Origin of the sequence: Lonsdalea quercina subsp. quercina (assembly GCF_000688655.1) — a bacterium.
GTDB classification, from domain to species: domain Bacteria; phylum Pseudomonadota; class Gammaproteobacteria; order Enterobacterales; family Enterobacteriaceae; genus Lonsdalea; species Lonsdalea quercina.
Genome location: NZ_JIBO01000011.1, coordinates 26388 through 51519, shown reverse-complemented (window position 1 = coordinate 51519; position 25132 = coordinate 26388). Strand labels below are relative to the sequence as shown.

Sequence of the window (25132 nt, the reverse complement as noted above, 5' to 3'; positions counted from 1 at the left end):
TGCCGCCACGCTTCTGGCTCTCGTCGTCTAAGAGTGGCGCGCCGGGGATTCTGCGGCCTCATTCAGCGCTTCGCTGACCGATTCTTCCTCGTCGACCTGCCCGAATGTACACCGGCGCAAAGGCCGAACCAGCAACATCAGCCCCAGTCCCAGTATCGCCGCCGCGCCGCCGAACGACAGAATACTCAGCGCGGGCGTCATGAGCCGGGTCATCGCCCCCAGGCCCAGCGCGCCGAGCGAATCGCCGGTGACGTCCTGCGCCGAGCCCAGACTATTGACCCGCCCCAGCAGCCTGTCCGGCGTATGGGTCTGAATCAAAGTGAACTGAAGCAGGGAGGCGATGGCGTTGAGATAGCCGTAACAGACCAGCGCTGCCAGCGCCACGGCGAAATAGCCCGCCACACCCAGCAGCGCCACCGACAGAAACGCGCCTGTCGTGCAGACCAGCAGCACCAGTCCCGGCCGGCGTACGCCGGAAACCCAGCCGCTGGTAAACGCGCCCAGCATCGCCCCCAGCGGCACCGCGGAGTACATCAGGCCGATGGCGGAGGGTCCGGCGTGATAGACGTCGTTCGCCAGCGCGGGAAACAGTACCCGCATCGCGCCGATCATGCTGACCAGCAGACCGAGCACCACGACCCAGCCGACGACCGGATGCGAACAGACGAATTTCACGCCGCCCGCCAGCGAACGCAGCGGATGCTCCGGCTCGCTGGCCTCCGGCTGAAGCGACGGCAGCCGCATCAGCGGGATCAGGGTGCCCAGCGTGCCGACAGCCGCCACGGCGAAGCTCCAGCCGACGCCGCCCGCCACGATAATCACCCCGCCCAGCGCGGGCGACAGGATCGCGCCCAGTCGCACCGTCACCATACTCAGCGCGCCGGCAGCAGGGAGATTCTTCCGCCCCACCAGCAGCGGGATCACCGCCATCAGCGCCGTCATGCCTAATGCGCCGAAGAATCCATCCCAAGCGGCCAGCACGTACAGCGCGACGAGAGACGGCGAACTCGAAAAGGCATTGAGACTGAGCGCGACGAAGCCCAGCCCGCAGGTGCCGCGCGCGAACAGGATAAGTTTCCGCCGGTCGAAGCGATCCGCCAGCACGCCCCCGCACATCAGACCGATGAACATCCCTACGCCGTCGAGCGCCACCGCCACCCCAACCTGCAGGGTGGAGCCGGTCATCGACTGAATTTGAATGGGGACGCCCACCGCCAGCATGCCGAGCGAGAAGACGGACAGCATTCTGGCGACGAAAATCGCACGAAAGTGGGCGTTGTTTTTTAGCAAACTGAAGTCAAGCAAGATAGAGGATTTAGCCATAATATTCCGTGAAAATAAGGTGATATAGCCAGTTCAGCGGCGGCTGAATGGCGTCAACACGCGGTCTACGTCAATGTATTTGCTCACCGAGGCATGCTAACATAGCAGCTCGATAACATTAATGATAATCATACTCATCTTCACACATTAAGGAGCTGTTCGTTGGCGATGTCACTTCCTTCGCATCAGGCGCCTGTCGCCGCCAATCAGCCACCCACCCGCTACTTTCAAGCCTTTCGGCGTCGCGCCGGTCTTCTGGTGTTCCTGCTGCTGCTGGCGCTCGCTGTCGTCGCTAGCCTGACTATCGGGGCCAAGTCAATTTCTCCCGTCGTGGTCTGGCAGAGCTTGACTGGCCAGCTCGACACGGCCGACAGCACCATCATTCTTAATGCGCGCCTGCCGCGGACGCTGGCGGGCATCATTGTCGGTCTCGCGCTGGGCGGCGCGGGCGCCGTGATTCAAGCGCTGACCCGCAATCCGCTGGCCGACCCCGGCATCCTCGGCGTCAACGCGGGCGCCAGCTTCGCTATCGTTATCGGCATTACCTGCTTCGGTATCAACAGCATGACCGCGTGGCTGGGCTTCGCCTGGATGGGGGTGCTCATCACCAGTCTGGCGGTCTGGCTGATCGGCACGCTCAGCGGGGGACGCATCAACCCGATTCGACTGACGCTGGCCGGGGTCGCGCTCAGCGCAGTCCTGAGCGGCCTCTCCTCATCCATCTCGCTGCTCGACCCGCAAGCGTTCGNCCAGATGCGCATCTGGGAAGCCGGAACGCTGGATATTCGTTCGCTGCGCAACGTCGGGATCGTCACACCAACCATACTGTTGGGCGCGGTATTGGCACTGTTGGCCGCGCGCTCGTTAAACGCGCTCAGCATGGGCGAAGACATCGCGATGGCGCTGGGCACCCGCGTCATGCTGGTCCGCGTCATTGCCGTGCTGGCCATCATGCTGCTGTGCGGGTCAGCCACCGCGCTGGCCGGCCCCATTGGCTTTGTCGGCCTAATGATCCCGCACGTCGCCCGCTGGTGGACGGGACCGGATCAACGCTGGATCATGGCGTACTCGTTTCTGTTCGCCCCCATCCTGCTGCTCTGCGCCGATATCGCGGGCCGCTTGCTGGCGGCAGGCGAGCTGCGCGTCTCCATCGTGACGGCCTTTATCGGCGCGCCGGTTCTGATTTGGCTGGTTCGCCAGCGTAAAGCCTGAGGAAACAGAAATGCTGAGTAAGACACTCTCGCTGCGCGCCCCCGGCGGCATCGTCAGCGGTCGAATCGCCGGACGCTCTCTGCTGGTCAACGGCCTGCTTCTGATGCTCGGCCTGCTGCTGCTCACGGTCGCGATGGGGTTGGGGACGCTACAGATAGCCCCGCTGGACGTCTGGCGGGCGTTGGCCGGTCACGCCGACGGCGGTATTCAAACCGTCGTGACCCAGTGGCGCGCGCCTCGCGCGGCAATGGCCCTACTGTTGGGCGCAAGCCTCGGCATCAGCGGCGCAATTTTTCAGTCTATTATTCGCAACCCGCTCGGCAGTCCGGATATCGTTGGGTTCAATACCGGGGCGTTCACCGGCGTGCTGCTGGTGGTGATGGTGTGGGAAGGCGACTATTACCAGATCGTCAGCGGCGCCGTCATGGGCGGGATCGCCGCCGCCGCGCTGGTGTATCTGCTGGCCTGGCGCAAAGGGATTAACGGATTCCGGCTGATTATCGTCGGCATTGCCGTCAGCGCCGTGCTATATGCCTTCAACACCTGGCTGATCATCACGGGTTCGCTGGAACACGCCATGACCGCCACGCTGTGGGGCACCGGCACGCTCAACGGCATGACCTGGACCAAAGCGCAACCCGCGCTCTGGCTCACGCCGCTGGCGACGTTGGCCGTGCTGTTGCAGGGCAAACGACTTCAGCTGCTGGAAATGGGCGACGACAGCGCTCGCGCGCTTGGCGTCAATGCGGAGGCGAGCCGCCTGTGGCTGATGCTGTTCGGTATCGTACTGACGGCGCTGGTCACTGCCACCGCGGGACCGATCTCCTTTATCGCCCTCGCCGCCCCGCAGATCGCCCGCCGACTAACCCGCGCCAGCGCCACGCCGCTGGTCTCTGCCGCCTTGGTCGGCGCCACGCTGCTAATAGCGGCAGATATGATCGCCCAGCACGCTTTCCGCCAGATCCAACTGCCCGTCGGCGCCGTGACCGTCAGCATTGGCGGCATTTATCTGATCTGGCTGCTGATTCGCGAGTCGCGCCATTGACCGACGTCCGTCTCCGCACTGTTCATGTGGGAGACGGCTCAACCGTTGTTTAGAGTGAGTGATTGATGACACCGTTTTTGCACGCCGCCCACCTGACGCTGGGCTACGACCATAAAATCATTGCCGACGATCTGAATGTGACCATCCCGTCGCATCAGTTCAGCGTCATTGTCGGCCCCAACGCCTGCGGCAAATCGACGCTGCTGCGCGCGCTGTGCCGATTGCTGAAACCGCTGGCAGGCGAAGTGTTGCTGGACGGCAAAAACATCCACGCCATCCCGACCAAGGCCCTTGCCCGTCAGATCGGTCTGCTGCCCCAACACGCTATTGTGCCGGACAACATCACCGTGGCCGATCTCGTCGCGCGCGGACGCTACCCGCACCAGAGCCTGCTGCGCCAGTGGAGCGAGGGGGATCAGGAAGCCGTGGAACAGGCGATGCAGGCCACCAATGTCAGCGAGCTGGCGGACCGCAGCGTGGACGAACTTTCCGGCGGGCAACGTCAGCGGGTCTGGATTGCGATGGTGCTGGCTCAGCAAACGCCGCTGCTGCTGCTGGATGAACCCACCACCTGGCTGGATATCGCCCACCAGATCGATCTGCTCGACCTGTTCCGCGAACTGAATCAACAGCGCGGCCATACGCTGGTCGCGATCCTGCATGACCTGAATCAGGCCTGCCGCTACGCGGACCATCTCATCGTGATGCAGTCGGGCCGCGTGATGGCGCAGGGCGCGCCCGCCGACATCGTCACCGCCGACCTGGTGCGCGACGTCTTCGGCATGGCCTGCGTGATTATCGACGATCCGGTGTCTCACACGCCGCTGATCGTTCCCTGCGGCCGCTATCACCCGGCGCCAAAGGGTCTGTGACCCACTGATACCTCGGGCGGAGCGTCGCGTCTCCGCCCGATCGCCCTACCGTGATTTCAGTTCGGCCAGCGGCATCAGCAGCCGATTCAGCTGCGGCCCCAATCGCTCCAGCGAGGCGGGCGACAGGATGTCCGCGTGCTCACAAGGCTGGAGATAGGTCGTCAGACGATCGACATACGGCGCCCAGGTCGCCTGCACGTCCATCCCTTCCGGCAACGTACCGGTGGCGACGAACAGCGTCGCCTCACCGTGATAGCGCTGTGTGGACGCCGTAGAGAGCCGTTGCACCGCATCGCGGTAGTTCGCCACGATATCGCGGAACATCGCCGCTTTTTCCGCGCGCAGATGCTCGTCCGTTTCCTCTTCCGCCTCGGCCATGAATTCGGCCTGCTCCTGTGCCACCTCCTGCTGCGCCTGCTCCTCGCTCGGTCCGCTCCAGTCCTGCCCTTCGGGCGGATAGGTGTCGAACAGTCCGAGGAACGCCACCTGCTCGCCCGCGGCTTCCAGACGCGCGGCGATGCCGTGCGCCAGCGTGCCGCCCAGCGAGTAACCCAGTAGGTAGTACGGCCCCTGCGGCTGTAGGCGGCGGATTGTCGCCAGATGGCGTTCGCACATCGCCGCCACCGAATCACAGGCGGCGATAACGCCGTCCGGACGCGGCGACTGTAGCCCGACAAGCGGATAAGTCCCCGTCAAATGGCGCAACAGTCCGGCATACTGCCAGGCGAACCCAGACGCCGGGTGCAGGCAGAACAACGTCGGCCCACTGCCGGCGCGCAATGGCAGCGTTTCGTCCGCACCGCTGTGACGAGACGCCTCGCCCTCGCCCGCCAGCCGTTGCGCGATCTGTTCCACGCTACGCGCCGCCATGATCTGACCGACCGTCAGCGAACGCCCCAGACGACGGCGAATTTCCGCCGCCAGCCTCATCGCCAGCAGTGAGTGTCCGCCCAGCGCGAAGAAATCATCGTCGGCATACACCGTCGGCAGCGTCAAAATCTCGGCGAACAGCGCCGCCAGCATGCGCTCATGTTCCGTTTCCGGCTCACGTCCCGCCTGCGCCGGTCCCGTCGGAGACGGCAGCGCTTTGCGGTCGAGCTTACCATTGGCGCTAAGCGGGAACTGCGTCATGGTGACATAGCTGACCGGCAGCATATGGGCCGGCAAGGCTTGGGCCAGCGCCTGATGCAACATGGTCGTCTCCAGCGTCACGCCCTCCTGCGGGATCACCCATGCCACCAGTTGACGAGCATCGGCCCCCGTCAGCGCGCCTTGGCCTTCGCCCAGTTCACGCGCGCAGACCACCGCCTGCGCCACGTCAGGCTGAGCCAACAGCGCCTGTTCAATCTCGCCCAGCTCGATACGCTGCCCGCGGATCTTCAGCTGGTCGTCGCTGCGCCCCAGATAGTCCATCGCGCCGTCTTCTCGCCAACGGGCGATATCGCCGGTGCGGTACATGCGCGCGCCGTCGGCAAACGGGTCGGCCACGAAGCGCCCGGCGGTCAGATCCGGTCGGCGCAAATAGCCCTGCGCGAGCTGGATGCCGCACAGATAGAGATCGCCTGCCACACCCAACGGCACCGGTCGCAGCGCGCTGTCCAAAATACGCAGCTGGGTATTCCACACCGGCAGACCGATAGGCACCCCGCCCGTGGTGCAGTGAGCCAACGCCTCGCCCGACGCGGGCTGATAGGTCACGTCCACCGCCGCTTCCGTCGGCCCGTACAGGTTGTGGAGCGGCGCCGCCACTCGCGTCTGATAGCTTTCCGCCAGTTCCTGCGATAGCGCTTCGCCGCTACAGAACACGCGGCGCAGGCTGGCGCATTCGACGCCCGTCTGCGTTTCCAGCGCGCCGATCCAGGCCGCCAGCATCGACGGCACAAAGTGCAGCGTGGTCACAGCGTAATCGTTAATCAGCTGGGTCAGCGCGTCCGGATCGCGATGGGCGTCCGGCGGCGCCATCACCAGTCGCGCGCCCACCATCAGCGGCCAGAAGAACTCCCACACCGACACGTCGAAACTGCACGGTGTTTTCTGCAACACCACATCGTCGTGGGTCAGCCGGTAGGCGTCCTGCATCCACCACAGGCGGTTGACGATGGCCTGATGGCTGACCACGACGCCTTTGGGCCGCCCGGTCGACCCCGAGGTATAGATGACATAGGCCGGGTGCTGGAGCGACGACGCAACCGGCGGACTTTGCGGCTGACGGTGCGCATCGTCCAATGCATCGAACAGCAGCGTGTCGCCGAGTGGCGCGAAGCGCGCTTTCAGCGCAGATTCCGTGATCACCAACCGAGGCTCGGCATCGTCCACCATTAGCGCCAGTCGTTCGTCCGGATACCCGGTATCCAGCGGCAGCCAGGCAGCGCCTGCGGCGACGATGGCTTGCAACGCCAGCGACAGACGCACCGAACGCGGCAGCGCGACGGCGACGATATCGCCGGGAGCGACGCCCGCCTCCCTCAGCCGTTCGGCCAGCAGCGCGACCTGGTGACGCATCTGCCGGTAGGTCAGTTGATGTTGAGCATCCGCCAGCGCCGCGCCGTCCGGCGTTTGCCGCGCCTGACGCTCCAGCGCCTCGTGCAGCGTCATCGGCGGCACCGCGTGCGTCGTGTTATTCACCCTCGCCAGCAGCGCCTGCTCCTCCGGCAGTTGCAACGCCCAGGCGCAAAGCGGCTGTTCCGGCTGATTGACCAGCTGCGTCAGCAACTGCATCAATCGTCGAGCCAGCCGCTGTGGTTGTGCTACGCAGGAACGATATTCCATCAGCAGTAGCAGACGTTCACCCGGCAGTACCAACAGCGTCAACGGATAGTGCGTGTAGCCGCGGTTGTTCAGCGCGTCACAGCGAATGCCCGCCGAACCGCTGCCCAACGCGCCGCTGTCGGGGTAGTTCTCCACCACCAGCAGCGTGTCGAACAACGTGCCATTACCCGCCAGTTGCTGAATGTCGCCCAGCCCCAGATCGTCATGCTCGATCAGCCGGATCTGTTGCGCTTGCAGCGCNCCCAACTGGCTCAGCAGCGAGCGCGACGGGNCGAGTTTCACCCGGACCGGCAGCGTGTTGCTGAACAGACCGATGTGCTCGTCGATACCCTCGATTTGGCCGAAACGCCCGGACACCGGCGCGCCGAAAATCACGTCGTTCGCGCCGCTGTAGGCGCTGAGCAGCAGGCCCCACACGCCTTGCATCAGCGTATTGAGCGTCAGCCCGTGCTGGCGGCACAGCGTCAGCAGTCCTCGCTCCAGTTCAGGCTCCGGCAAAAGCGCCAGCTCGCGCACCTCGTCGTCGTGCGCTCCATCGCCGAACAGCAGCGTCGGCCGCGCATCGCTCAGCACCTCGCGCCACAGCGAACGAGAGCGCTCGGCATCGCGCGCCGTCAACTGCCGCACCACATCGCCATAGCTGATGCGAGGCGGCGTCAGCGCCGTGTTTTCCAACACCTTGAAGAGGTCGCCCAGCAGCACCGGCGTCGACCAACCGTCAACGATCAGATGGTGCGCGTTGAGAAACAGCGTGTGGCGTTCGCCGTCGGCATGGCTGACCAGCAGCGCGCGCAGCAGGGTTCGCGGCTGACGGAACAGATCCCGCGCCAACTCCCCTTTTTCGAGCGCCAGCAACGCGTCGCTTTCCTGCTCCGGCGTCATCGACGGCAGCGTCTGTACTTCGAGCGGCCAGTAGTCGGCGTCGTCCTGCAATAGCGGGATCAGCTGGAGTGGGTGCTCGGCCTGTTCGCTGTCGAACCGGGCGGCCAGCTGCGGATGGTGACGTACGACGGCATTCAACGCCTGACCGATGCGTTCCGCGGTCACCGGCCCGCACAGCGACAACCGGGTCAGCGAGTTATAGCTGCCGCTGTCCGCCGCCATCTGCGCATGGAACAGCAATCCTTTCTGCAACGGCAGCAGCGGCAGAACGGCCTCCAGCGGCCCATGTCGCTGGCTGAGCTGCGCCAGGGTGTCGTCCGTCACGCCAGTCAGGCCGACGTCGGCGGCCACCAACGTATCCGCCGCACACTGCGGTTGTCGGCACGCGGCCGTCAGCAGATCGTCCGCCGCCTGCGCCAGCGCCTGATGCAGCGCATCAATATCGTCGCGGTTGAACACGCCGTCGGCCCAACCCCAGTGGATAGCCAGCCGAGGCTCTCCCTGACCTTCATCGACGAAGAGGTTGATCTCCAGACCGTGGCCCAGCGCCATCTGCCCGTCCTGCGCGACGGCAAACGCATCGCGAAAACGACGAGCGCTGCGCTGCGGCGCCCACGCGCCATCCGCCGCCTCAAAGCGGCCCAAATAGTTAAACAGGATGTCGGGAGCGCTCTGCGCTTCCCGCTCGGCGAGAGAGTCTGCATTCGTCGCATCCAGATAACGCAGTACGCCGTAGCCGATGCCGCGATCCGGCACGGCGCGCAGCACCCGTTTCACCGCACGCATCACCTGCCACGGCTGCGCCGCGTCTGTGTCAGACCAGTCCAGGCACACGGGATATTCCGCCGTCAGCCAGCCGATGGTGCGCGTCAGATCGAACCGATCATCCCGATCGCTGCGACCATGCGACTCTAGCGTCAGGCGCAGACGGGAAACGGCGAAGCGGCGAGCGCAGGCCATCGCCAACGCGCACAGCAGCGTCTCCTCCACACCCGCGCGATAACGTTGGGGCAGCGTGGTCAGCAGCGCTTCGGTCTGCTGCGTGGTCAGCAGCAGACGCTGTTCGCGCTGTCGATGCTGGCGATCCTGTTCTTCCAGCAGCGGACGCCGTCCCAGTCGAGGGACGTCCGGGGGCAGCATGGACTGCCAGAAAGCCAGTTCGTCGCGCCGCCGGGGGATATCCGCCAGCAGATGAGACGACCAGTCGTGCAACGAACAGGCCTCCTCGGGCAATGTCGCCGTCTGTCCGGCCAACACGGCTTCGGCGGCCTGCCGCAGCTCGGGCAGCAGCACCCGCCAGGAGACGCCGTCCACCGCCAAATGATGAATGACCAGCACCAGCCCGCAAGACTGCGCCTCATTCCGGCGCAGCAGCACGGCCTGCAACATCATGCCCTGCGACGGATCGAGACGGCCGACCGCCTCATCAAACGCCTGCTCGGCGGCCGCCTCGGCATCGCCTTCCACTGCAAGCATGCGACAGAGCGACGCCGCCGCGTGACGTGGAGATTCTCCCACCACCAGCCGTTCGTCCTGCGTATAAGCCGCCAGTACGGGGTGGCTGGCGATCAGCGCCTCTAACGCCCGCACCGTCTGCTCCGCCTTCATCTCTTCGGGAACGTTAAGCCAGACCGCGTGAGCGAAACGGCGGTTGATGCCGTGATGCCGCGCAAACCAGTGCAGGATAGGCAGCCCCGNCAGCGGACCTCGTTGAGCGACGCGGGGTAACTGCGCCTGTTGCGTCAGCGGACACATCGCTCGCGCCATCCCGGCGGGCGTGCGTTCAGAGAAAATGTCACGCGGACGTAGCATCCAACCCTGGCGACGCAGCGCCGTCGCCAGTCCCATCGCCGAGATACTGTCGCCCCCCAGCGCGAAGAAGTCGTCGTCCGCGTTAACCGCGTTCATCCGCAGCAGGGTTGCGATGGCCTCGCAAATCAGCACTTCCTGCTCGCCCTGCGCGGCGCGACCTTGTCGAACGGCCGCCGCCTGCGGTTTCGGCAGCGCCTGTCGGTCGATTTTGCCGTTGACCGTGAGCGGCAGCTCGGCCATCACCATCAGCAGCGCTGGCACCATATACTCCGGCAGCGTCACGCCCAGCTGCGCCAACAGGCGGGCGGAGATATCCGGCTGCGCGCGCAGTGCCTCATCCGGCACCGAGCAATAGCCGATCAACCGATGCGTCGCGCCCATCGGCTCGGCGATCACGACAGCGGTGCTGACTTCCGGCAGCCCCGCCAGCGCGCTTTCGATTTCGCCCAGCTCCACGCGGAAACCGCGCACTTTAATCTGATGATCGACGCGTCCGATAAAGGCCAGCTGGCCGTCGGGACGCCAGCGCAGCACGTCCCCGGTGCGGTACATCACCTCGCCCGGCGCAAAGGGATTGGCCACGAAACGGGCCGCCGTCAGATCCGGGCGACGTAGATAGCCGCGCGCAATGCCCGGCCCTGAAATATACAGTTCGCCGGGGACGCCGACCGGCACCGGCTGCAAACGGGCGTCCAGTAGCCAGACGCGAGTATTGGCGACCGGCCGACCGATCACGGGCTGGTCCGCCGCCTGTACGCTGGCCCCCAAGGTGTCGATGGTGTACTCAGACGGGCCGTAGTAGTTGTGGATTTCGATGGCGTTCTGGCGCTGCATCAACTGCCACAGCCTGGGCGTGGCCGCCTCGCCGCCGATCATGATGAAAGCGGGCTGATGCTGTTCCGCCTCCAGCAGACCGGCGTCGATCAGCTGGGAAAAGAACGACGGCGTGATGTCCAGCAGGTCCACCGGCACCTGATTCATCTGCTGCACCAGCGCCCACGCGTCCCGGCGCAAGTCTTCGTCGAAAATGTAGAGTTCGCTGCCCATCAGCATGCAGAACAGCGGCTCCCAGGAGGAGTCGAACGAGAAGGAGGCGGTATGACCGGCGCGCAACCGTCTTTCGTGACGCTGCTGGAAACGCGTCATCGCCGGACCAAACAAGAAGTGCTGATGAGACAGCAGCAGGTTCAGCAGGCCGCGATGCGTGCTCATGACGCCTTTCGGACGCCCGGTCGAGCCGGAGGTATAGATGATGTAGGCCAGATGATCGCCGGACAGCGGCTGCGGACGATCGCCATCGCCGATAGGCGCCGCCGACGCCGCCTGGCATTCCGCCCGCAGCGCGTCATCGTCCAGACACAAGGCGTCCGCCAGCGCCGGCATCTGCGCGAGCCGGTCCCGCCAGGTCAGCAGTAGCACCGGCCGGGCGTCTTCGCACATCAGCGTCAGACGCTCGCGCGGGTAGTCCAGATCCAGCGGCAGATACGCCGCGCCGCTGGCCAATACAGCCAGGATCGCCACCACGCTGTCCACGGAGCGAGGCACGGCGATAGCGACGACATCGTCCGCGCCCACCCCGCGCGCGATCAGCACGCGCGCCAGCCGCATCACCCACGCCGACAGCGTCGCATAATCAATCTGTTCGTTTGCGCTAGTGACCGCGACCGCATTCGGCTGCCGGGTCGCCTGACGCACCAGCAGGTCTATGACTGACGCGCCGTCATCCGGCATCGCGAGCTGCGGCCCTCGGCTCCAGCTGTCAATCCGCCGTTGCTCTTCGAGGCTTAGCAACGACAGTTCGCCGATGGGCTGTGCAGGCTGCTCTGCCAGTTGGGACAGCAGGTGCTGTAAACGATCGCCGTGCGCGGCCAGCGTTTCGCGATCATAGCGGGCGGGATTCGCCACCAGCCCCAGTTGCAGGCGGTCGCCGTCGACACCGACTTCAAACTCCAGATCGTCCACCGGACCCATCGCCAACACATGAGTGACGGCGGGCGTGCCGTCCAGCGTCAGTCCTGCGTTGTACACTTTGTAGTTGAATACCGGGCCGTATAGCCCATCCTGTTCGCCTACCCGCCCCAGATCGCGCCGCAGCTGTTCGGCTTCGTAGCGTTGATGGCGGCGGACGGTTTTGATCTCCGCCAGCAACGCGCGGGTTACGTCCGTCAACGTCATGTCGGGCGAGAGCGTTAACTGCAACGGCAGTACGTTCACCACGGGTCCGACGGCGGTCAGCGCCGCAGACCCCATACGGCGCATGAACGGAAAACCGATCGATAGCCGCGGCTCGCCGCTCATGCGGAACAGGTAGACGGCCAGCGCCGCCATTGCGATTTCCGCCGGTTGGGCCTGACCCAGTTCGGGACTCGCGGCCAGCGCGGCAAACGGTGCCGCCGGGAACGAGAGTTGATGATGCCAGGTCCGCACCGTGTCTGAGTGAGGGAGGCCCTCCTCTGTAGACAAGGAGATCGGCGTCGGCAGGTCAACCGCATGCGTACGCCAAAATTCGGCGGCGCGCTGACAGGCGGTAGAGGACTGCCAGGTCAGATACTCGTCCACCACATCGCTGAATGGCGTAAACGGCGTGGGCGACGCCGTTTTTCCAGCCCGCAGCGCGTTATAAATGTCGACGATCCGCCGGGTCAGCGCGTCAAAACTGAATCCATCCAGCAACAGATGATGATAACGCTGATACCACAGCCAGCGTTCCGGCGCGGCCGACACGCGCATGATCCTATGCCGGTACAGCGGCCGATCGCCGTCCGCCGGCAGCTCTTCCGCCAGATCCGCCTGCATTAACGCATAGGCCGCCGCTTCCCCTTCCGGCTGCTCGCTTAAGTCCAGCCACTCTACCTCGCGCACCGCGTCCGGCAAGACACGCGTCGGCACAGACTGTCGCGGCTCGCCGTCTTCGTTCAGCGTGAAGCGGGCATGTACCGTATCCGCTTCGGCCAGTCCCTGGCGGATAGCGGTTTCCAGATCGTTGCAGTCAAGCGAGCCGTTAAGTTCGATGGCATGCGCCACGGTAAAAACATTTCTCCGGCTGGCGATGCTGTCCGCCATCCAGATCCCCGGCTGGGCCGCCACGAGCGGCATTTCCAAATATTTCGCCTGTAATTCAGGCGCAACGAGAGTGTCTGACACGATGAGACTTCCTTTGCGTTTGCATGGAGAAAACAGTGTGGGGCGCCGAGCCGACGCCGATGTGCGGCGTGGCTACATCTCAGCCTGTCGCAGGCTGGCGGGACGCATATCCTGCCACTGGGTTTCGATCCAGTTCAGGCAAGCCGAGCGGTCGCCCGGTCCGTAAACCGTTTTCCACCCTGTGGGGACGGCGGCAAAGGACGGCCACAAGCTGTATTGCTCCTGCGGATTCACCAGTACCTGAAACTCAAGACTGTCATCATCAAACGGGTTTTGTTGTTCCTGACTCATACTTATTACCTTTTTCATGTGGTTGTGGCGTGAACGCCCCCTCAGTCATTTCCGCCATCAGCCAGCGGCAGCCGTCGATCAAGCCGCCCCGCCAGCACAGCGCATCATGACCGCCCGCATACATCCGNAACTGAACCCGGTGTCCCGCCTCTGTCAGCGCCTGATGCATCTGTCGATTGACGAGTGCTATGTCCGCTTCGCGGCGTCCCGCCTCCTGAAAAATCGTGAGAGGCCTTTCTGTCCGCCCCCGCTTACGGACCTGCTCACCCAGCCAGCCGCCGGGTTGCGAGCATGGCTCGCCCTCAGTGATGAATTTCAGGTCAGGCCACCAGAAGGAGCCGGATTGCGTCAGCACCCGGCCGAACCGCTGCGGCAGGAAAAGTCCGGCATACAGCGCCGCCAGTCCGCCGTAACTCTGCCCCGCTACCAACGTGCGGTCGGGGTCATGACTGAAAGGGGCATGCCGAGCGGCTAACGGCAACAGCTCATCCTGCACCGCCGACCAGAATGCGGCGTTGCAGGGCAGTTCGTCGCCGCGGGTCGACGGGTCTAGCGCGTCGATCAGCAGCCAGACGGCGGGCGGCAGCTTTTCGCCTCGGGTTTCTTCGTCCAGCGCGGAAAAGAGCGGGAACTGATCCGCCCAGCGCTGACCGTCCAACACGATCGCCAGCGGGCGATGTTCAGGCGCCTCGCTGTTTCCCGTGGTGTAAAGCCAGATGCGCCGGGCGTTGCCCAATGTGACGCTGCGCCACGTGAAGGTGTGCAGCCGACGCGCGTCCGGCGCCGACGCCTGTCCCCGGTCAATGCGCCGCCACGCGGCCTGAGCCGGCGCATTGGGCATGTGAGCGGACGACTCCGGCTGCCCGCCCCAAGTGTGATGGGGCAGAATGGCATTCAGCGGGTCGGCCACCGCGTGAGCCGACAGCGAACACCACCACTCTCGCTGCTGCTGGCGTCGTTCGTTGTCGTCCTGGCTGAACGACGGCGGTAGCTCAGCTTCCGTGACGGGCAGCAGGCAGTAGCTGCCGCGCCAGTCGTTCTCCAGCGTGACGCTCCAGTGCCAAACATCGGTGTCCGCCAGACGCCGTAGGCTCTGCGGCGAACAACTGTGGTGGTCGGTGACGCCGTTGATATCCGCATAGACTCGTTGGATGGGAGACTGCGCCCCCGAACCGTGTGGGTCCCGCCACAAAAATGTCGCGCTGACCTGCCCAGGTGCCGCGCTTTCCACCAGCGGCGTGCCAAGCTGAGCCACACGTCGCCACCAGGCTTCCGTTCCCACCTCTGGCGCGTTTAATAACGCCGCGGTAAAGCCGGGTTGCCGTGGTTCAGACATACCTCCTCCTGTTCCGATAACCCCTAATACTTACTTAAGATTATTTACTTAAAACCATACGTCTGCGGATTACATCACAGAATCAGACATAAAAACGAATAATATTGAGAATCATTTACACTTGCAATAACATGTAAATCGAACTTACGTTAAGCCAGGGATTAATGTGAGCTAAAGCCACTAAAAATAAGGGGTTTATCAACCTTTCACCAACAAGATTGTTAGACGCTTCGGTGATTCGTTGACGCAATGCTTACGAAATCCTTCTTTCTGATGTTTTGCGACAGGTTTTCAAAGGGATAAATCATGTTCACCACCAAAATAAAACCATTAACACAGCTTATTGCTTTTTATACTAATGGCCGCAGAGCGCCTCTGATATTGGCCTCTGCGCTCCTGACCCCTGCCTTGGCGCAGGCGGCGGATACGCCTTCCGCCGCCGACGGCAATGACACAATCGTGGTCACCGCCACTCAGGGAGAGAGCGTCACTGCGCCGCTGCGAGGCATCGTGGCCAAAGCCAGCGCGTCGGGCACCAAGACCGAAACCCCGCTGGTGAAAACGCCGCAGTCGATTTCCGTCGTAACGCGCGACCAGATGGACCAGCAGGCCGTCGGCTCCGTGGCTGACGCGCTGAATTACAGCAGTGGCGTCGTCACCAACTNCCGTGGTTCTTCCAACCGCAATGACGAAGTGATTTCCCGCGGGTTCCGGTATGCGCCGAAATTCCTGGATGGCCTGAGCTTCGGCCTGAGCGGTCAGGGTTCCTCGCTGGGGAAATTCGATCCGTGGCTGCTGGAGCGCGTTGAGCTGGTGCACGGCCCGGCATCGGTGCTCTATGGACAGGTTAATCCCGGCGGACTGATCAGCATGACCAGCAAACGCCCGACGGCCGAAGAGATCCGCAAAATTCAGTTCAGCGCGGGCAACCAGCATCTAGGCGAAGCGGCGTTCGACTTCGGCGGCGCGCTGAACGATGACAAGACGGTGCTCTATCGCCTGAACGGCATCGGCAGCACCCAGCACGAATTCGTTAAAGACTCCAAACAGGAACGGGTCGCCATCGCGCCCGCCCTGACCTGGCTGCCGAATCCCGATACCAGCTTTACGCTGCTGACGGCGTACCAAAACGACCCGGAGGCGGGCTTCCGCAACTTTCTGCCCGCCTACGGTACGGCATTTGAGACGGTATCCGGCTATATCCCCTATGACCTGAACGTCAGCGACCCTCACTACCACGAGTCGAAACGCGAGCTGGGTTCTCTTGGCTATATCTTCGACCACTCGTTTAACGACACGATTTCGTTCCAGCAGAACTTCCGCTATTCCAAGCTGAAGGAGAAATACAAGTATCTGGTGTACACCGTTGGGGGGACGGCGACGGACACTACGATCTCCCGCCGCCAGCAGAAGGAGTACACCAATACCGACGAGCTGGGGCTGGATAACCAGCTGAAAGCCAAGTTCACTACCGGAGACGTCGCGCACACCCTGATCGGCGGTCTGGATTACAAGTGGCAGAAGCAGGATTACAACTACTGGCGCAACGGCGGCGATCAGTACGACTTCGACTGGGCCAACCCGGTCTATGGCGGCTCTTGGCTGGTCAGCGACAATGAACTGAGNCTGATGACCAGTACGGTGAAAAAGCTCGACCAGGTGGGGATCTATCTGCAAGACCAGTTGGAGTGGGAGCGTTGGAACCTGCTGCTGTCAGGGCGTAATGACTGGAGCGAAGTGCGCACCACTGACCGGACCGGGTCCACCACCACTCAGCAGAACGACAACAAGTTCACCGGCCGCGCGGCGCTGTTGTACGCCTTCGACAACGGCATTTCCCCGTACATCAGCTACAGCACCTCTTTCGAACCTAACCTGAGCAGCGGTGCGCCGGGCAGCGACCCGTTCAAGCCCACGACAGGCGAGCAGTCCGAAGTCGGGGTGAAATATCAGGCCCCGGGCAGCGATACGCTGCTGACGCTGTCGCTGTTCGACATCACCCAGAAGAACATCACCTCCTACAACAGCATCACCGGGTACAACGAGCAGATCGGCAAGGTGAAATCGAAGGGGGTGGAAGCGGAAGCGCATACCCAGCTGACCCCGGAAATCAGCCTGATGGGCGCCTACACCTTCACCGATGCGGAAACCCGCGAGAGCAATACCGCCAACCAAGTGGGCAAGGCGCCGGCGTCGATTCCGCGTCACACCGCATCCGCGTGGGGAACCTATCGATTCCTGGATAGCGCGCTGAAAGGCCTGACGCTGGGCACCGGCGTACGGTACGTCGGCACCAGCTACGGCGATAACGCCGAAAGCTTCAAAGTGCCTCACTACACCCTGTTCGATGCGATGGCGCGTTACGAATTGGGTGAAGCCGCCGCCAGCCTGAAAGGCGCGGCCGTTCAGCTCAACGTCAACAATGTGGCTGACAAACACTACGTCGCGTCGTGCAGCAATACGTCCGCCTGCTTCTACGGCTCCGGACGCAGCATCGTCGCCACGGTGAGTTACAGCTGGTAAACGCGATGGCTATGTATCATCGCCGCTAGCACTCCGGCGGACGGCATTTCGCGTCCGCCCATTTTTATTTATTGCCTTGAGAATTCGCCATAAGGGGCTTTATTCGCGCAGCCCGTGTTGACGGCATCAGCACACGCCGTTCATTCGAAACGGCGAATAAAAGCAGCCCGACGGTAGGATTCCGATGAAGGGACCTGTGATTACCACAGCAAAATTTCGACGAAATAAGCCTGGCGCGTTATTTCGTTTTTTTGAATCAACTATAAGGAACGGACTGTGTCTACGCTATCTGCCAAGTCTTCCGCGTCGGATATCAGCGACCTACGCCGAGACGACATGCTATTCCTGTCGCCAACCGCCAGCCTGCATGCCCGCGGCTGTTACGCTACGTTAACCCACCCAGCCGAGGACGGCGACGACCTGAACGGCGCATTCCAGCGCCAGATGCGTCAGTTGTTCGAACAGGCGCAGCGCGACGGTCTCGACAATCCGCTGCTGGTTGGCGCGATCCCTTTCGATAAACGTCAGCCGGTTAACCTGCAAATTCCCACGTCGTATCGCTGGATTAAGCGTGATGCGCTAGCGGAACGCCCGGCGGCGGCCTATCCCCGCATTCTCCGTCAGCGACAAATCCCGGAACAAGAGACGTTTATGCGGATGGTCAGCGCCGGTATCGACGCCACAAAACGCGGCGAACTGAACAAGATCGTACTTTCGCGCCTGCTGGACATCGAAACCGAGCAGCCGCTGGATACTCTCTCGCTGTTGTTGCAGCTTAACCAGCAGAATCCGTGGAGCTACAACTTCCACCTGCCGCTGGCGCAAGGCTGTCTGGTCGGCGCCAGTCCTGAACTGCTGCTACGCAAACAGGGCACGACGATCGCCTCTCAGCCGCTGGCTGGCTCCAGCCGCCGCAGCAACGACGCGGGCGAGGATCATCGACTGCAGCAGGCGTTGCAAAGTTCCGTCAAAGATCGCTATGAACATCAGTTGGTCATAGAGGAGATGCAGCGCACGCTGCTGCCACGCTCCCGCTCGTTATCGCTGCCGCAAGAGCCGACGCTCATCAGCNCACCGGTACTCTGGCATCTGGCCACCCATCTTCGGGCCGAAGTCATCGACCCGCGGGAAAACGCGCTGTCGATGGCCTGCCTGCTGCATCCCACGCCCGCGCTGTGCGGCACGCCCTACACGTCGGCACTAGACTTGATCGGCGAGTTGGAGCCGTTCGATCGCCAGCGATTCGGCGGAATCGTCGGCTGGTGCGACGCGCAGGGCAATGGCGAGTGGGCGGTGACCATTCGCTGCGGCGAGGTGCAAGACAACCGGGTGCGATTGTTCGCTGGCGCGGGGATCGTGCCGGACTCCCAGCCGCTCTCCGAATGGCAGGAGACAGGCGTCAAACTCAGCACTATGTTGCGCGCGTTCGGGTTACAGCAAGACAGGGAGTATGCCGCATGAACATTGAATTCAACCGCTGGCCGCCCGAGCTGGAGCAACGCTACCGGGCGCGCGGTTACTGGACCGATGCGCCGCTGGACGACATTCTGGCGCGGCATAAGGACAGCGACGCCGTCGCCGTAATCTGCGGCGCGCGGCGATTCAGCTATCGACAGATGGATCGACTGGCATCGCAGCTCTCGGCCGCCTTGCGCCAACGCGGCCTGCACTGCGGCAATACCGCGCTGGTGCAGTTGGGAAACATCGCCGAGTTTTATATCGTCTATTTCGCGCTGCTGCGCGCCGGGATCGTCCCCGTTCATGCGCTGCCCAGCCATCAACGCAGCGAACTTAACTCTTACGCCGACCAGATTGAGCCGACGCTGCTCATCGCGGATCGACGTCACCCGCTGTTCGCAGACAACCGTTTCGTCGGCCAGTTGCGTGAGCGCTGCCCATCAATTACGCAGGTCGTCTTGCTGGGCGATGACGACGACAACGGTTTATCCGCGCTTATCAACAACGACATCGACATTCCCGCATCGACCCCTACGCCGCCGGATCAGGTCGCATTTTTCCAGCTATCGGGCGGCAGTACCGGCACGCCGAAACTGATCCCGCGAACCCACAACGACTATTACTACAGCGTACGCGCCAGTGTGGACATTTGCGGCTTCACCGCCGCCACCCGTTACCTGTGCGCGCTGCCCGCAGCGCATAACTACTCGCTCAGTTCGCCGGGCGCGCTGGGCGCGTTCTATGCGGGCGGCTGCGTCATACTCGCGCCCGACCCCAGCGCCAGCGCCTGCTTTCCGCTCATCCATCAACATCAGGCCACCGTCGCCGCGCTGGTGCCGCCGGCGGTCATCCTGTGGCTTGAGGNGGCCGCCTCGGCCGGGGAACGCGCCGCGCTTAACAGTCTGCAACTGCTACAGGTGGGCGGCGCGCGCCTGAGCGAGTCGCTGGCGCGACGCATCCCGGTCGAGTTGGGCTGCCCATTGCAGCAGGTGTTCGGCATGGCGGAAGGGCTGGTGAACTACACGCGACTGGATGACGATGACGCGCACCGCTACGCCACACAGGGATGCCCAATCAGCCCTGACGACGAAGNGTGGGTGGCCGACGCCGACGGCAATCCGCTGCCGCCGGGACAAGCGGGAAAACTGATGACGCGCGGCCCCTATACATTTCGCGGTTATTACCGCAGTCCCGAGCAGAATCGGCAGGCGTTCGACGCTGAGGGTTTTTACTGCTCCGGCGACCGCATTATCCGGCACGCCGACGGCTATCTTCAGGTGGTTGGGCGGGAGAATGACCTGATCAATCGCGGTGGAGAAAAAATCGCCGCTGAGGAGATCGAGAACCTGCTGCTGCGTCACCCGAATGTCATCAATGCCGCGCTGGTCTCCGTGCCGGATGCGCTGATGGGCGAGAAAAGCTGCGCTTTCATCGTCGCCCGTCAGGCACTCAAACCCGTCGAGCTGCGTCGCCATCTGCGTCAGCTAGGCATCGCCGATTACAAGTTGCCCGACCGCGTGGCAACCCTGTCCGCCCTGCCGGAAACCCCGGTCGGGAAAATCGATAAGAAACGTCTGCGACAGATGGCGCAGGAACGCTTCGCCCCTTCTCAGCAGGAGAATCATTGATGAGTATCCCCAAACTGAACGCTTACCCGCTTCCCNCCGCAGAGCAGCTGCCCGCCAACAAAGTGCGCTGGACGCTGGAGCCTCAGCGGGCGGCGCTGCTGATCCACGATATGCAGCAGTATTTCCTAAATTTCTGGGGCGAAGACAGCCCCTTGACGGCACGGGTGGTGCAGAACATCGCGCGGTTGAAACAGATCTGCCGCCAGCAGGGCATCCCGGTGTTCTATACGGCACAACCGCAGCAGCAGAGCGACAGCGATCGCGCGCTGCTCAACGACATGTGGGGACCGGGCATCAATCAGCATCCCGAACAGCAGAAAATCATCCCGGCGCTGACGCCGGAAACCGGCGATACGGTGTTGGTGAAATGGCGTTATAGCGCGTTTGTGCGTTCCGATCTGGAACAGCAGATGAAGAAAGCCGGACGCAACCAGCTGATCATCTGCGGCGTATACGCCCACATCGGCTGCCTGACTACCGCCAACGACGCCTTTATGCGCGATATCCAGCCGTTCATGGCGGCCGATGCGCTGGCCGATTTTTCGCAGGAAGAGCACATGATGGCATTGCGCTNCGCCGCCGGNCGCTGTGGCCGCGTCGCCACCGTCAATCAGCTTCTGGCGGAGATCGCGCCGGCCCCCGGCTATAGCCGGGAACAGCTGCGTGCGGAGCTGCTGCCCCTGTTGGATGAAGGCAGCGAAGATTTGGAAGACGATGAAAACCTGCTGGATTACGGTTTGGACTCCGTGCGCATCATGTCGCTGGTCGCGCGCTGGCGTCAGTCCGGGCACGATCTGGACTTTGTCGCGCTGGTTAAAAACCCCACGATCGCGCACTGGCTGCACCTGTTGACCGANCCGCAGCAGGAGGAAGCATGAGTCTGGAGTCGGAATTCCGCGGCAAGCAAGTCTGGGTGACCGGCGCCGGGCGCGGCATCGGCTATGTCGTCGCCTGCCGTTTCGCGCAGGCGGGCGCCGACGTCACCGGCTTTGACGTTGAATTCGAGGAGTCCGATGCCCCATTTTTACGGCGCAAACTGGACATCAGCGATGCGGCCGCCGTCGCCGACAACTGTGGCGAGCTGCTGGCGCGCACGCCACGGCTGGACGTGTTGGTTAATGGCGCAGGTATCCTGCGCATGGGCGCGACGGAAACCCTCAGCCAGCAAGACTGGCTGGACTGCATCGGCGTCAACGCGGGCGGCGCCTTCAACCTGTTCCAGGCCACGATGCCGCAGTTCCAACGCCAGCGCTCCGGAGCTATCGTGTCCATTGGTTCCAACGCCGCGCACGTGCCGCGCGTCGGTATGGCGGCATATTGCGCATCCAAAGCCGCGCTGCGCAGCCTGTGCCTGACGGTCGGACTTGAGCTGGCGCCCTACGGCGTGCGCTGCAACCTGATTTCTCCCGGTTCCACCGATACGCCGATGCAGCGCAGTCTATGGCACGCGCCCGATGCCGAGCAGCGCACCATTGAGGGCTTTCCGGAACAGTACAAACTCGGGATCCCACTGCGTAAAATCGCCCAGCCTGAAGACATCGCCGACGCCGTGGTGTTTATGGCCTCGTCGAAAGCGGGCCATATCACGCTGCAAGATGTCGTCATCGACGGCGGCGCAACGCTCGGCGCTTAGAAGCACGAGGGCTTAAGGCGGATCGTCGCCCCTGCGGCGGCGGTCGTCATCGACAGGAGGAGAGAAAATTCATGATCTGGAAGCGAGGCGTCACGCTTGAGCAGCTTAATCAAATGTCGGAAGGGAACATGCTGTCTCATCTGGGGATGACGTTTACCCACCTGGGCGAACGCGTTTTAGAAGCCACGATGCCGGTGGACGATCGCACGCGTCAACCCTTCGGGCTGCTGCATGGCGGCGCTTCGGNCGCGTTGGCGGAGTCGCTGGGATCGATGGCCGGCTATCTGTGCAGTGAGCCGGGGACGTGCGTGGTCGGCGTGGAAATTAATGCGAGCCACCTGCGCCCGGTCAGTCAAGGCGAGGTGCGCGGCGTATGCCGGCCGCTGCATCTCGGACAAAAAAATCAGGTCTGGCAAATCGAGGTGTTTACGCCGCAGAATAAGTTGTGCTGTATTGTTCGACTCACCACCACGGTGTTGGGGGCGTAATTCAGGCTTCCTTCGGGATGAGGCTTTCCGCGAAATCCGCCAGCCGTTGTAGGCCATATTCCCAGGTTCCGAAACCGGATTCCGCATTGATATGGCCGCCTTCGCCCACATCGACCAGCTCACAGCCCCAGGCTTCCGACCAGTGCTTGGCGCGCTCATAGGTCATCAGCGGATCGTTGTGAGTGGCGAAAGTCAGCGCGGGAACATTCAGCCGCTCGGCGCGAATACGCTCTTCTATCTCAAAACGCATTGGCTCCGCCGGCGCGACCAGCATGACGCCCGCGATCCCTTTCATCGCTTCCTGCACCACGTAGCACGAGGCCAACGCGCCAAAACTATGGCCGATCAACAGCGCCGGTTGCTCGCACTCCGCCAACTCCCGACGGATCGCCAGCGCCCAGCGATCGAGGTCCGCCGGAAACCACTCTTTCTGGCTGACGCGACGCCAGAACGGGAAACGCTGATGCCAGTAACTCTGCCAGTGTTCTTCACCGCTGTCGCGCAATCCCGGCACCAGCACCATCTTTATGCGTTGGTCGATTTCGGCCAGCCGCAGGTCCAACTCTGTCGTCTGCATCGGACTCTCTTTCTCCCTATTCGTTGACTGCCTGGATGGAGCGACATCGGCTCAGGGCAGGCTCTGCCCCCGGTCTTGACACGCTGTAATTGCCCAGCGTGCTCGGAAGGCTCCATATTTTACAAATTGATAACAATATAGCTCAAGTCAACAGCCTATCACGGTGATTTACATTTGTATCGGGGTTATCCGCATCAAAAGTTGCGCTCCGTCAACGGGCCTCAGACGCTTTGATGGGGGATAGAGTGTGGGATTTTTTACCCGTCTCAACGGGCTATAATCGGATAAATCCCAGCTCGCGCGGCTCGGCGATACGCCGATAATCCTGTGTGTTCAATATCAGCGATCGCTCCAGGGATCCGGCGTTGAAAGCCAGCTCATCGAAACGGGAAAACAGGTGTGGATCGGCCACCAACAGCAGATCGGGATGGAAGCTGAACGGAGGAATGGCGCCGAATACGCAGCGCGTTAGTGTCTCCNCTTCGGCCGGACTGGCAAGCGAAGCGCGGGTTCCTCCCAGCCCTTGAGCCAGCCGCTGCAAATCCGCCTGACAATCGGCAGGCAGCACCGCCAGAACATGCTGGCGTAAACCATTGCCCTTGACGTGACATACCAGCGCTTTGGCGCCCTGCCCTAGCGCCGTACCGCGCTGGGCAGCGACCTCTTCCGAGCGTCCGGCGCTGGCATGTTCGACAACCCGATAGCGCGCCTGCCCCCGATCGAGCCGTGCGCATAATTGTGAGAAAATAGAAGGTGTTTGCATCAATTTTTCTGTCTCCGTTATCTCGTTAACCCGCACACAGAATAATCGCGCAGATGGCGAAGTGGCAAAGATCCGTGCGATCGCACTCGATTTCCGCATTCTGCCGAGCATACCTCTTGAATTCCTCCCAATACCCAGCGTAGATTGGGCGCCGGTAAAATACGGCCTTAGATCCATGCCGTCATCTCCGACCAGAAAGCGCCTCAGCCTGACTCATCGGGCGATCGTTTCTCTGCATAATGGACAAATCATGCGCATCATAGCGATACAATCATCATAACGATGCAATCATCATCGCGACACGGTGGTTGCTGGAGAGAATAATCAGTGAAGTACTTCTTTATTGCGGTTTCGTTTATTCTGGTTCTATGGATCGGAACTTTTATGCTGTTGGTGAACTAATTCGGCCCCATGACCGGGCCACACTATCGCCACCGGGTAAAATTATCCTTTTTAGTGCCAATGACAGGCTGACGGATCGACCCTCAGCCTGATAAGGCGCCTCGCCGGGCGACTGCCGGTACCATGCGTTATCCTATTGCGTTCAAGACAACCCCAATAGCGCCTGCCAGCGCCAACCACGGGCCGAAAGCCAACGAAACCTGAAGACTATCGCCTCGAACCAACCGCCATAACAGCGTCAATGCCAGCCCGGCCAGTGACGCGATCAACACGACATTCGGCAAGCTAGCCCATCCCAGCCACGCCCCCAGCGCGGCCAACAGTTTAAAGTCACCGTAACCCAGCGCCTCTTTGCCGGAAAACCAGCGAAAAGCCCAATACACTAGCCACAAGGACAGGTACCCCGCTATGGCGCCCACAACCGCCTGCGACAGCGGTACGAACGTACCGTCAACATTGAATAACAGTCCTGCCCATAACAGTGGGAGCGTCAGCACATCCGGCAGCAGACGGGTATGGATATCAACCATCGCCAATGTCAGCAGAACGCTGAATAGCACCAGACCGCCCAACAGCGCTTCTCCTGGCGGCCACAGCAACCCGGCCAGTAGAAACAGGAGTCCGCTCATCAGCTCCGTCAGCGGATAACGCCTGGAAATCGGCCGCCTGCAACAATGCGAACGTCCGCGCAGCCATAGCCAGCTCAGCAGCGGGATGTTGTCTCTGAGGCGCAACGGCTGGCGACAGCGTGGACAAGATGACGGCGGCCAGCAGAGATCGTAACGCTCGCCTGGTTCCGGTTCATCCATCTCCAGCGTTCGGCAGGCCTCTTGCCGCCAGCGTCGCGCCAGCATCTTCGGCAGCCGATGGATCACGACATTCAAAAAACTGCCGACAATCAGCCCCAGCAGCACCAGCGCCGCCTGCCACATCAGCGGAAATGAGCCGGCAAACGCAGCTAACTCCATGAGCGT

17 protein-coding genes are annotated in these 25132 nt (G+C 62.5%); 10 read left to right on the top strand and 7 right to left on the bottom strand.

What is annotated here, in order from left to right; genetic code table 11:
- Positions 1-27: 27 nt before the first annotated feature.
- Positions 28-1323, bottom strand: a complete 1296-nt coding sequence (gene entS, locus RZ35_RS12065; RefSeq protein ID WP_026743541.1) for an enterobactin transporter EntS — start codon at positions 1321-1323, stop codon at positions 28-30.
- A 168-nt stretch (positions 1324-1491) separates the two neighbouring features.
- Here entS and fepD point away from each other — a divergent pair, with 168 nt between their 5' ends.
- The 3 genes from fepD to RZ35_RS12050 all read left to right on the top strand — a co-directional run bounded on the left by fepD (position 1492) and on the right by RZ35_RS12050 (position 4452).
- On the top strand, positions 1492-2535 hold the full coding sequence (gene fepD, locus RZ35_RS12060; protein WP_026743540.1) for a Fe(3+)-siderophore ABC transporter permease: 1044 nt from the start codon (positions 1492-1494) through the stop codon (positions 2533-2535).
- 10 nt (positions 2536-2545) lie between these two features.
- Positions 2546-3580: an iron-enterobactin ABC transporter permease gene (gene fepG, locus RZ35_RS12055; RefSeq protein WP_026743539.1), complete on the top strand. Its 1035-nt coding sequence runs from the start codon at positions 2546-2548 to the stop codon at positions 3578-3580.
- Between the two features lie 65 nt (positions 3581-3645).
- The gene (locus tag RZ35_RS12050) at positions 3646-4452 is read left to right on the top strand and encodes an ABC transporter ATP-binding protein (protein ID WP_026743538.1); all 807 of its coding nucleotides are present in this window, start codon (positions 3646-3648) and stop codon (positions 4450-4452) included.
- 45 nt (positions 4453-4497) lie between these two features.
- On the opposite strand, the gene RZ35_RS12045 is transcribed toward RZ35_RS12050, so the two are convergent.
- From RZ35_RS12045 to fes, 3 genes are all read right to left on the bottom strand, one after another.
- Entirely contained in the window at positions 4498-13059 is an 8562-nt protein-coding gene (locus tag RZ35_RS12045) for an amino acid adenylation domain-containing protein (protein WP_026743537.1), read from the bottom strand.
- Between the two features lie 72 nt (positions 13060-13131).
- Positions 13132-13350 carry an MbtH family protein gene (locus RZ35_RS12040; protein ID WP_026743536.1) on the bottom strand — a complete coding sequence of 73 codons (219 nt, stop codon included), beginning with the start codon at positions 13348-13350 and terminating at the stop codon, positions 13132-13134.
- Positions 13322-14686 (bottom strand): enterochelin esterase, encoded by a 1365-nt coding sequence (fes, locus tag RZ35_RS12035; protein WP_026743535.1) that lies wholly within the window; start codon positions 14684-14686, stop codon positions 13322-13324. Before fes ends, RZ35_RS12040 begins: the two co-directional genes overlap by 29 nt.
- A gap of 306 nt (positions 14687-14992) precedes the next feature.
- Here fes and RZ35_RS12030 point away from each other — a divergent pair, with 306 nt between their 5' ends.
- From RZ35_RS12030 to RZ35_RS12005, 6 genes are all read left to right on the top strand, one after another.
- Positions 14993-17209 (top strand): TonB-dependent siderophore receptor, encoded by a 2217-nt coding sequence (locus tag RZ35_RS12030; RefSeq protein WP_026743534.1) that lies wholly within the window; start codon positions 14993-14995, stop codon positions 17207-17209.
- Between the two features lie 276 nt (positions 17210-17485).
- Complete coding sequence (locus RZ35_RS12025) at positions 17486-18670, top strand: isochorismate synthase (protein ID WP_026743533.1); 1185 nt, start codon at positions 17486-17488, stop codon at positions 18668-18670.
- Positions 18667-20295, top strand: coding sequence for a (2,3-dihydroxybenzoyl)adenylate synthase (locus RZ35_RS12020; RefSeq protein WP_026743532.1), 1629 nt, complete (start codon positions 18667-18669; stop codon positions 20293-20295). The genes RZ35_RS12025 and RZ35_RS12020 overlap by 4 nt, the downstream gene beginning before the upstream one ends.
- The gene (locus RZ35_RS12015; RefSeq protein ID WP_026743531.1) at positions 20295-21173 is read left to right on the top strand and encodes an isochorismatase; all 879 of its coding nucleotides are present in this window, start codon (positions 20295-20297) and stop codon (positions 21171-21173) included. Before RZ35_RS12020 ends, RZ35_RS12015 begins: the two co-directional genes overlap by 1 nt.
- On the top strand, positions 21170-21928 hold the full coding sequence (gene dhbA, locus RZ35_RS12010) for a 2,3-dihydro-2,3-dihydroxybenzoate dehydrogenase (RefSeq protein ID WP_026743530.1): 759 nt from the start codon (positions 21170-21172) through the stop codon (positions 21926-21928). Before RZ35_RS12015 ends, dhbA begins: the two co-directional genes overlap by 4 nt.
- 71 nt (positions 21929-21999) lie before the next feature.
- Complete coding sequence (locus tag RZ35_RS12005) at positions 22000-22416, top strand: hotdog fold thioesterase (RefSeq protein WP_026743529.1); 417 nt, start codon at positions 22000-22002, stop codon at positions 22414-22416.
- A gap of 1 nt (position 22417) precedes the next feature.
- Here the strand turns inward: RZ35_RS12005 and RZ35_RS12000 are convergent, their stop codons facing one another.
- Together RZ35_RS12000 and RZ35_RS11995 are read right to left on the bottom strand one after the other, a co-directional pair.
- Complete coding sequence (locus RZ35_RS12000) at positions 22418-22993, bottom strand: RBBP9/YdeN family alpha/beta hydrolase (protein WP_026743528.1); 576 nt, start codon at positions 22991-22993, stop codon at positions 22418-22420.
- Between the two features lie 274 nt (positions 22994-23267).
- Positions 23268-23756 (bottom strand): YbaK/prolyl-tRNA synthetase associated domain-containing protein, encoded by a 489-nt coding sequence (locus RZ35_RS11995; protein WP_026743527.1) that lies wholly within the window; start codon positions 23754-23756, stop codon positions 23268-23270.
- A gap of 327 nt (positions 23757-24083) precedes the next feature.
- Here RZ35_RS11995 and ypdK point away from each other — a divergent pair, with 327 nt between their 5' ends.
- Entirely contained in the window at positions 24084-24158 is a 75-nt protein-coding gene (ypdK, locus tag RZ35_RS18610; RefSeq protein WP_099049273.1) for a membrane protein YpdK, read from the top strand.
- Positions 24159-24286: 128 nt separating this feature from the next.
- Here ypdK and RZ35_RS11990 read toward each other — a convergent pair whose 3' ends face one another.
- The gene (locus RZ35_RS11990; protein WP_026743526.1) at positions 24287-25126 is read right to left on the bottom strand and encodes a prepilin peptidase; all 840 of its coding nucleotides are present in this window, start codon (positions 25124-25126) and stop codon (positions 24287-24289) included.
- Between the last annotated feature and the right edge of the window lie 6 nt (positions 25127-25132).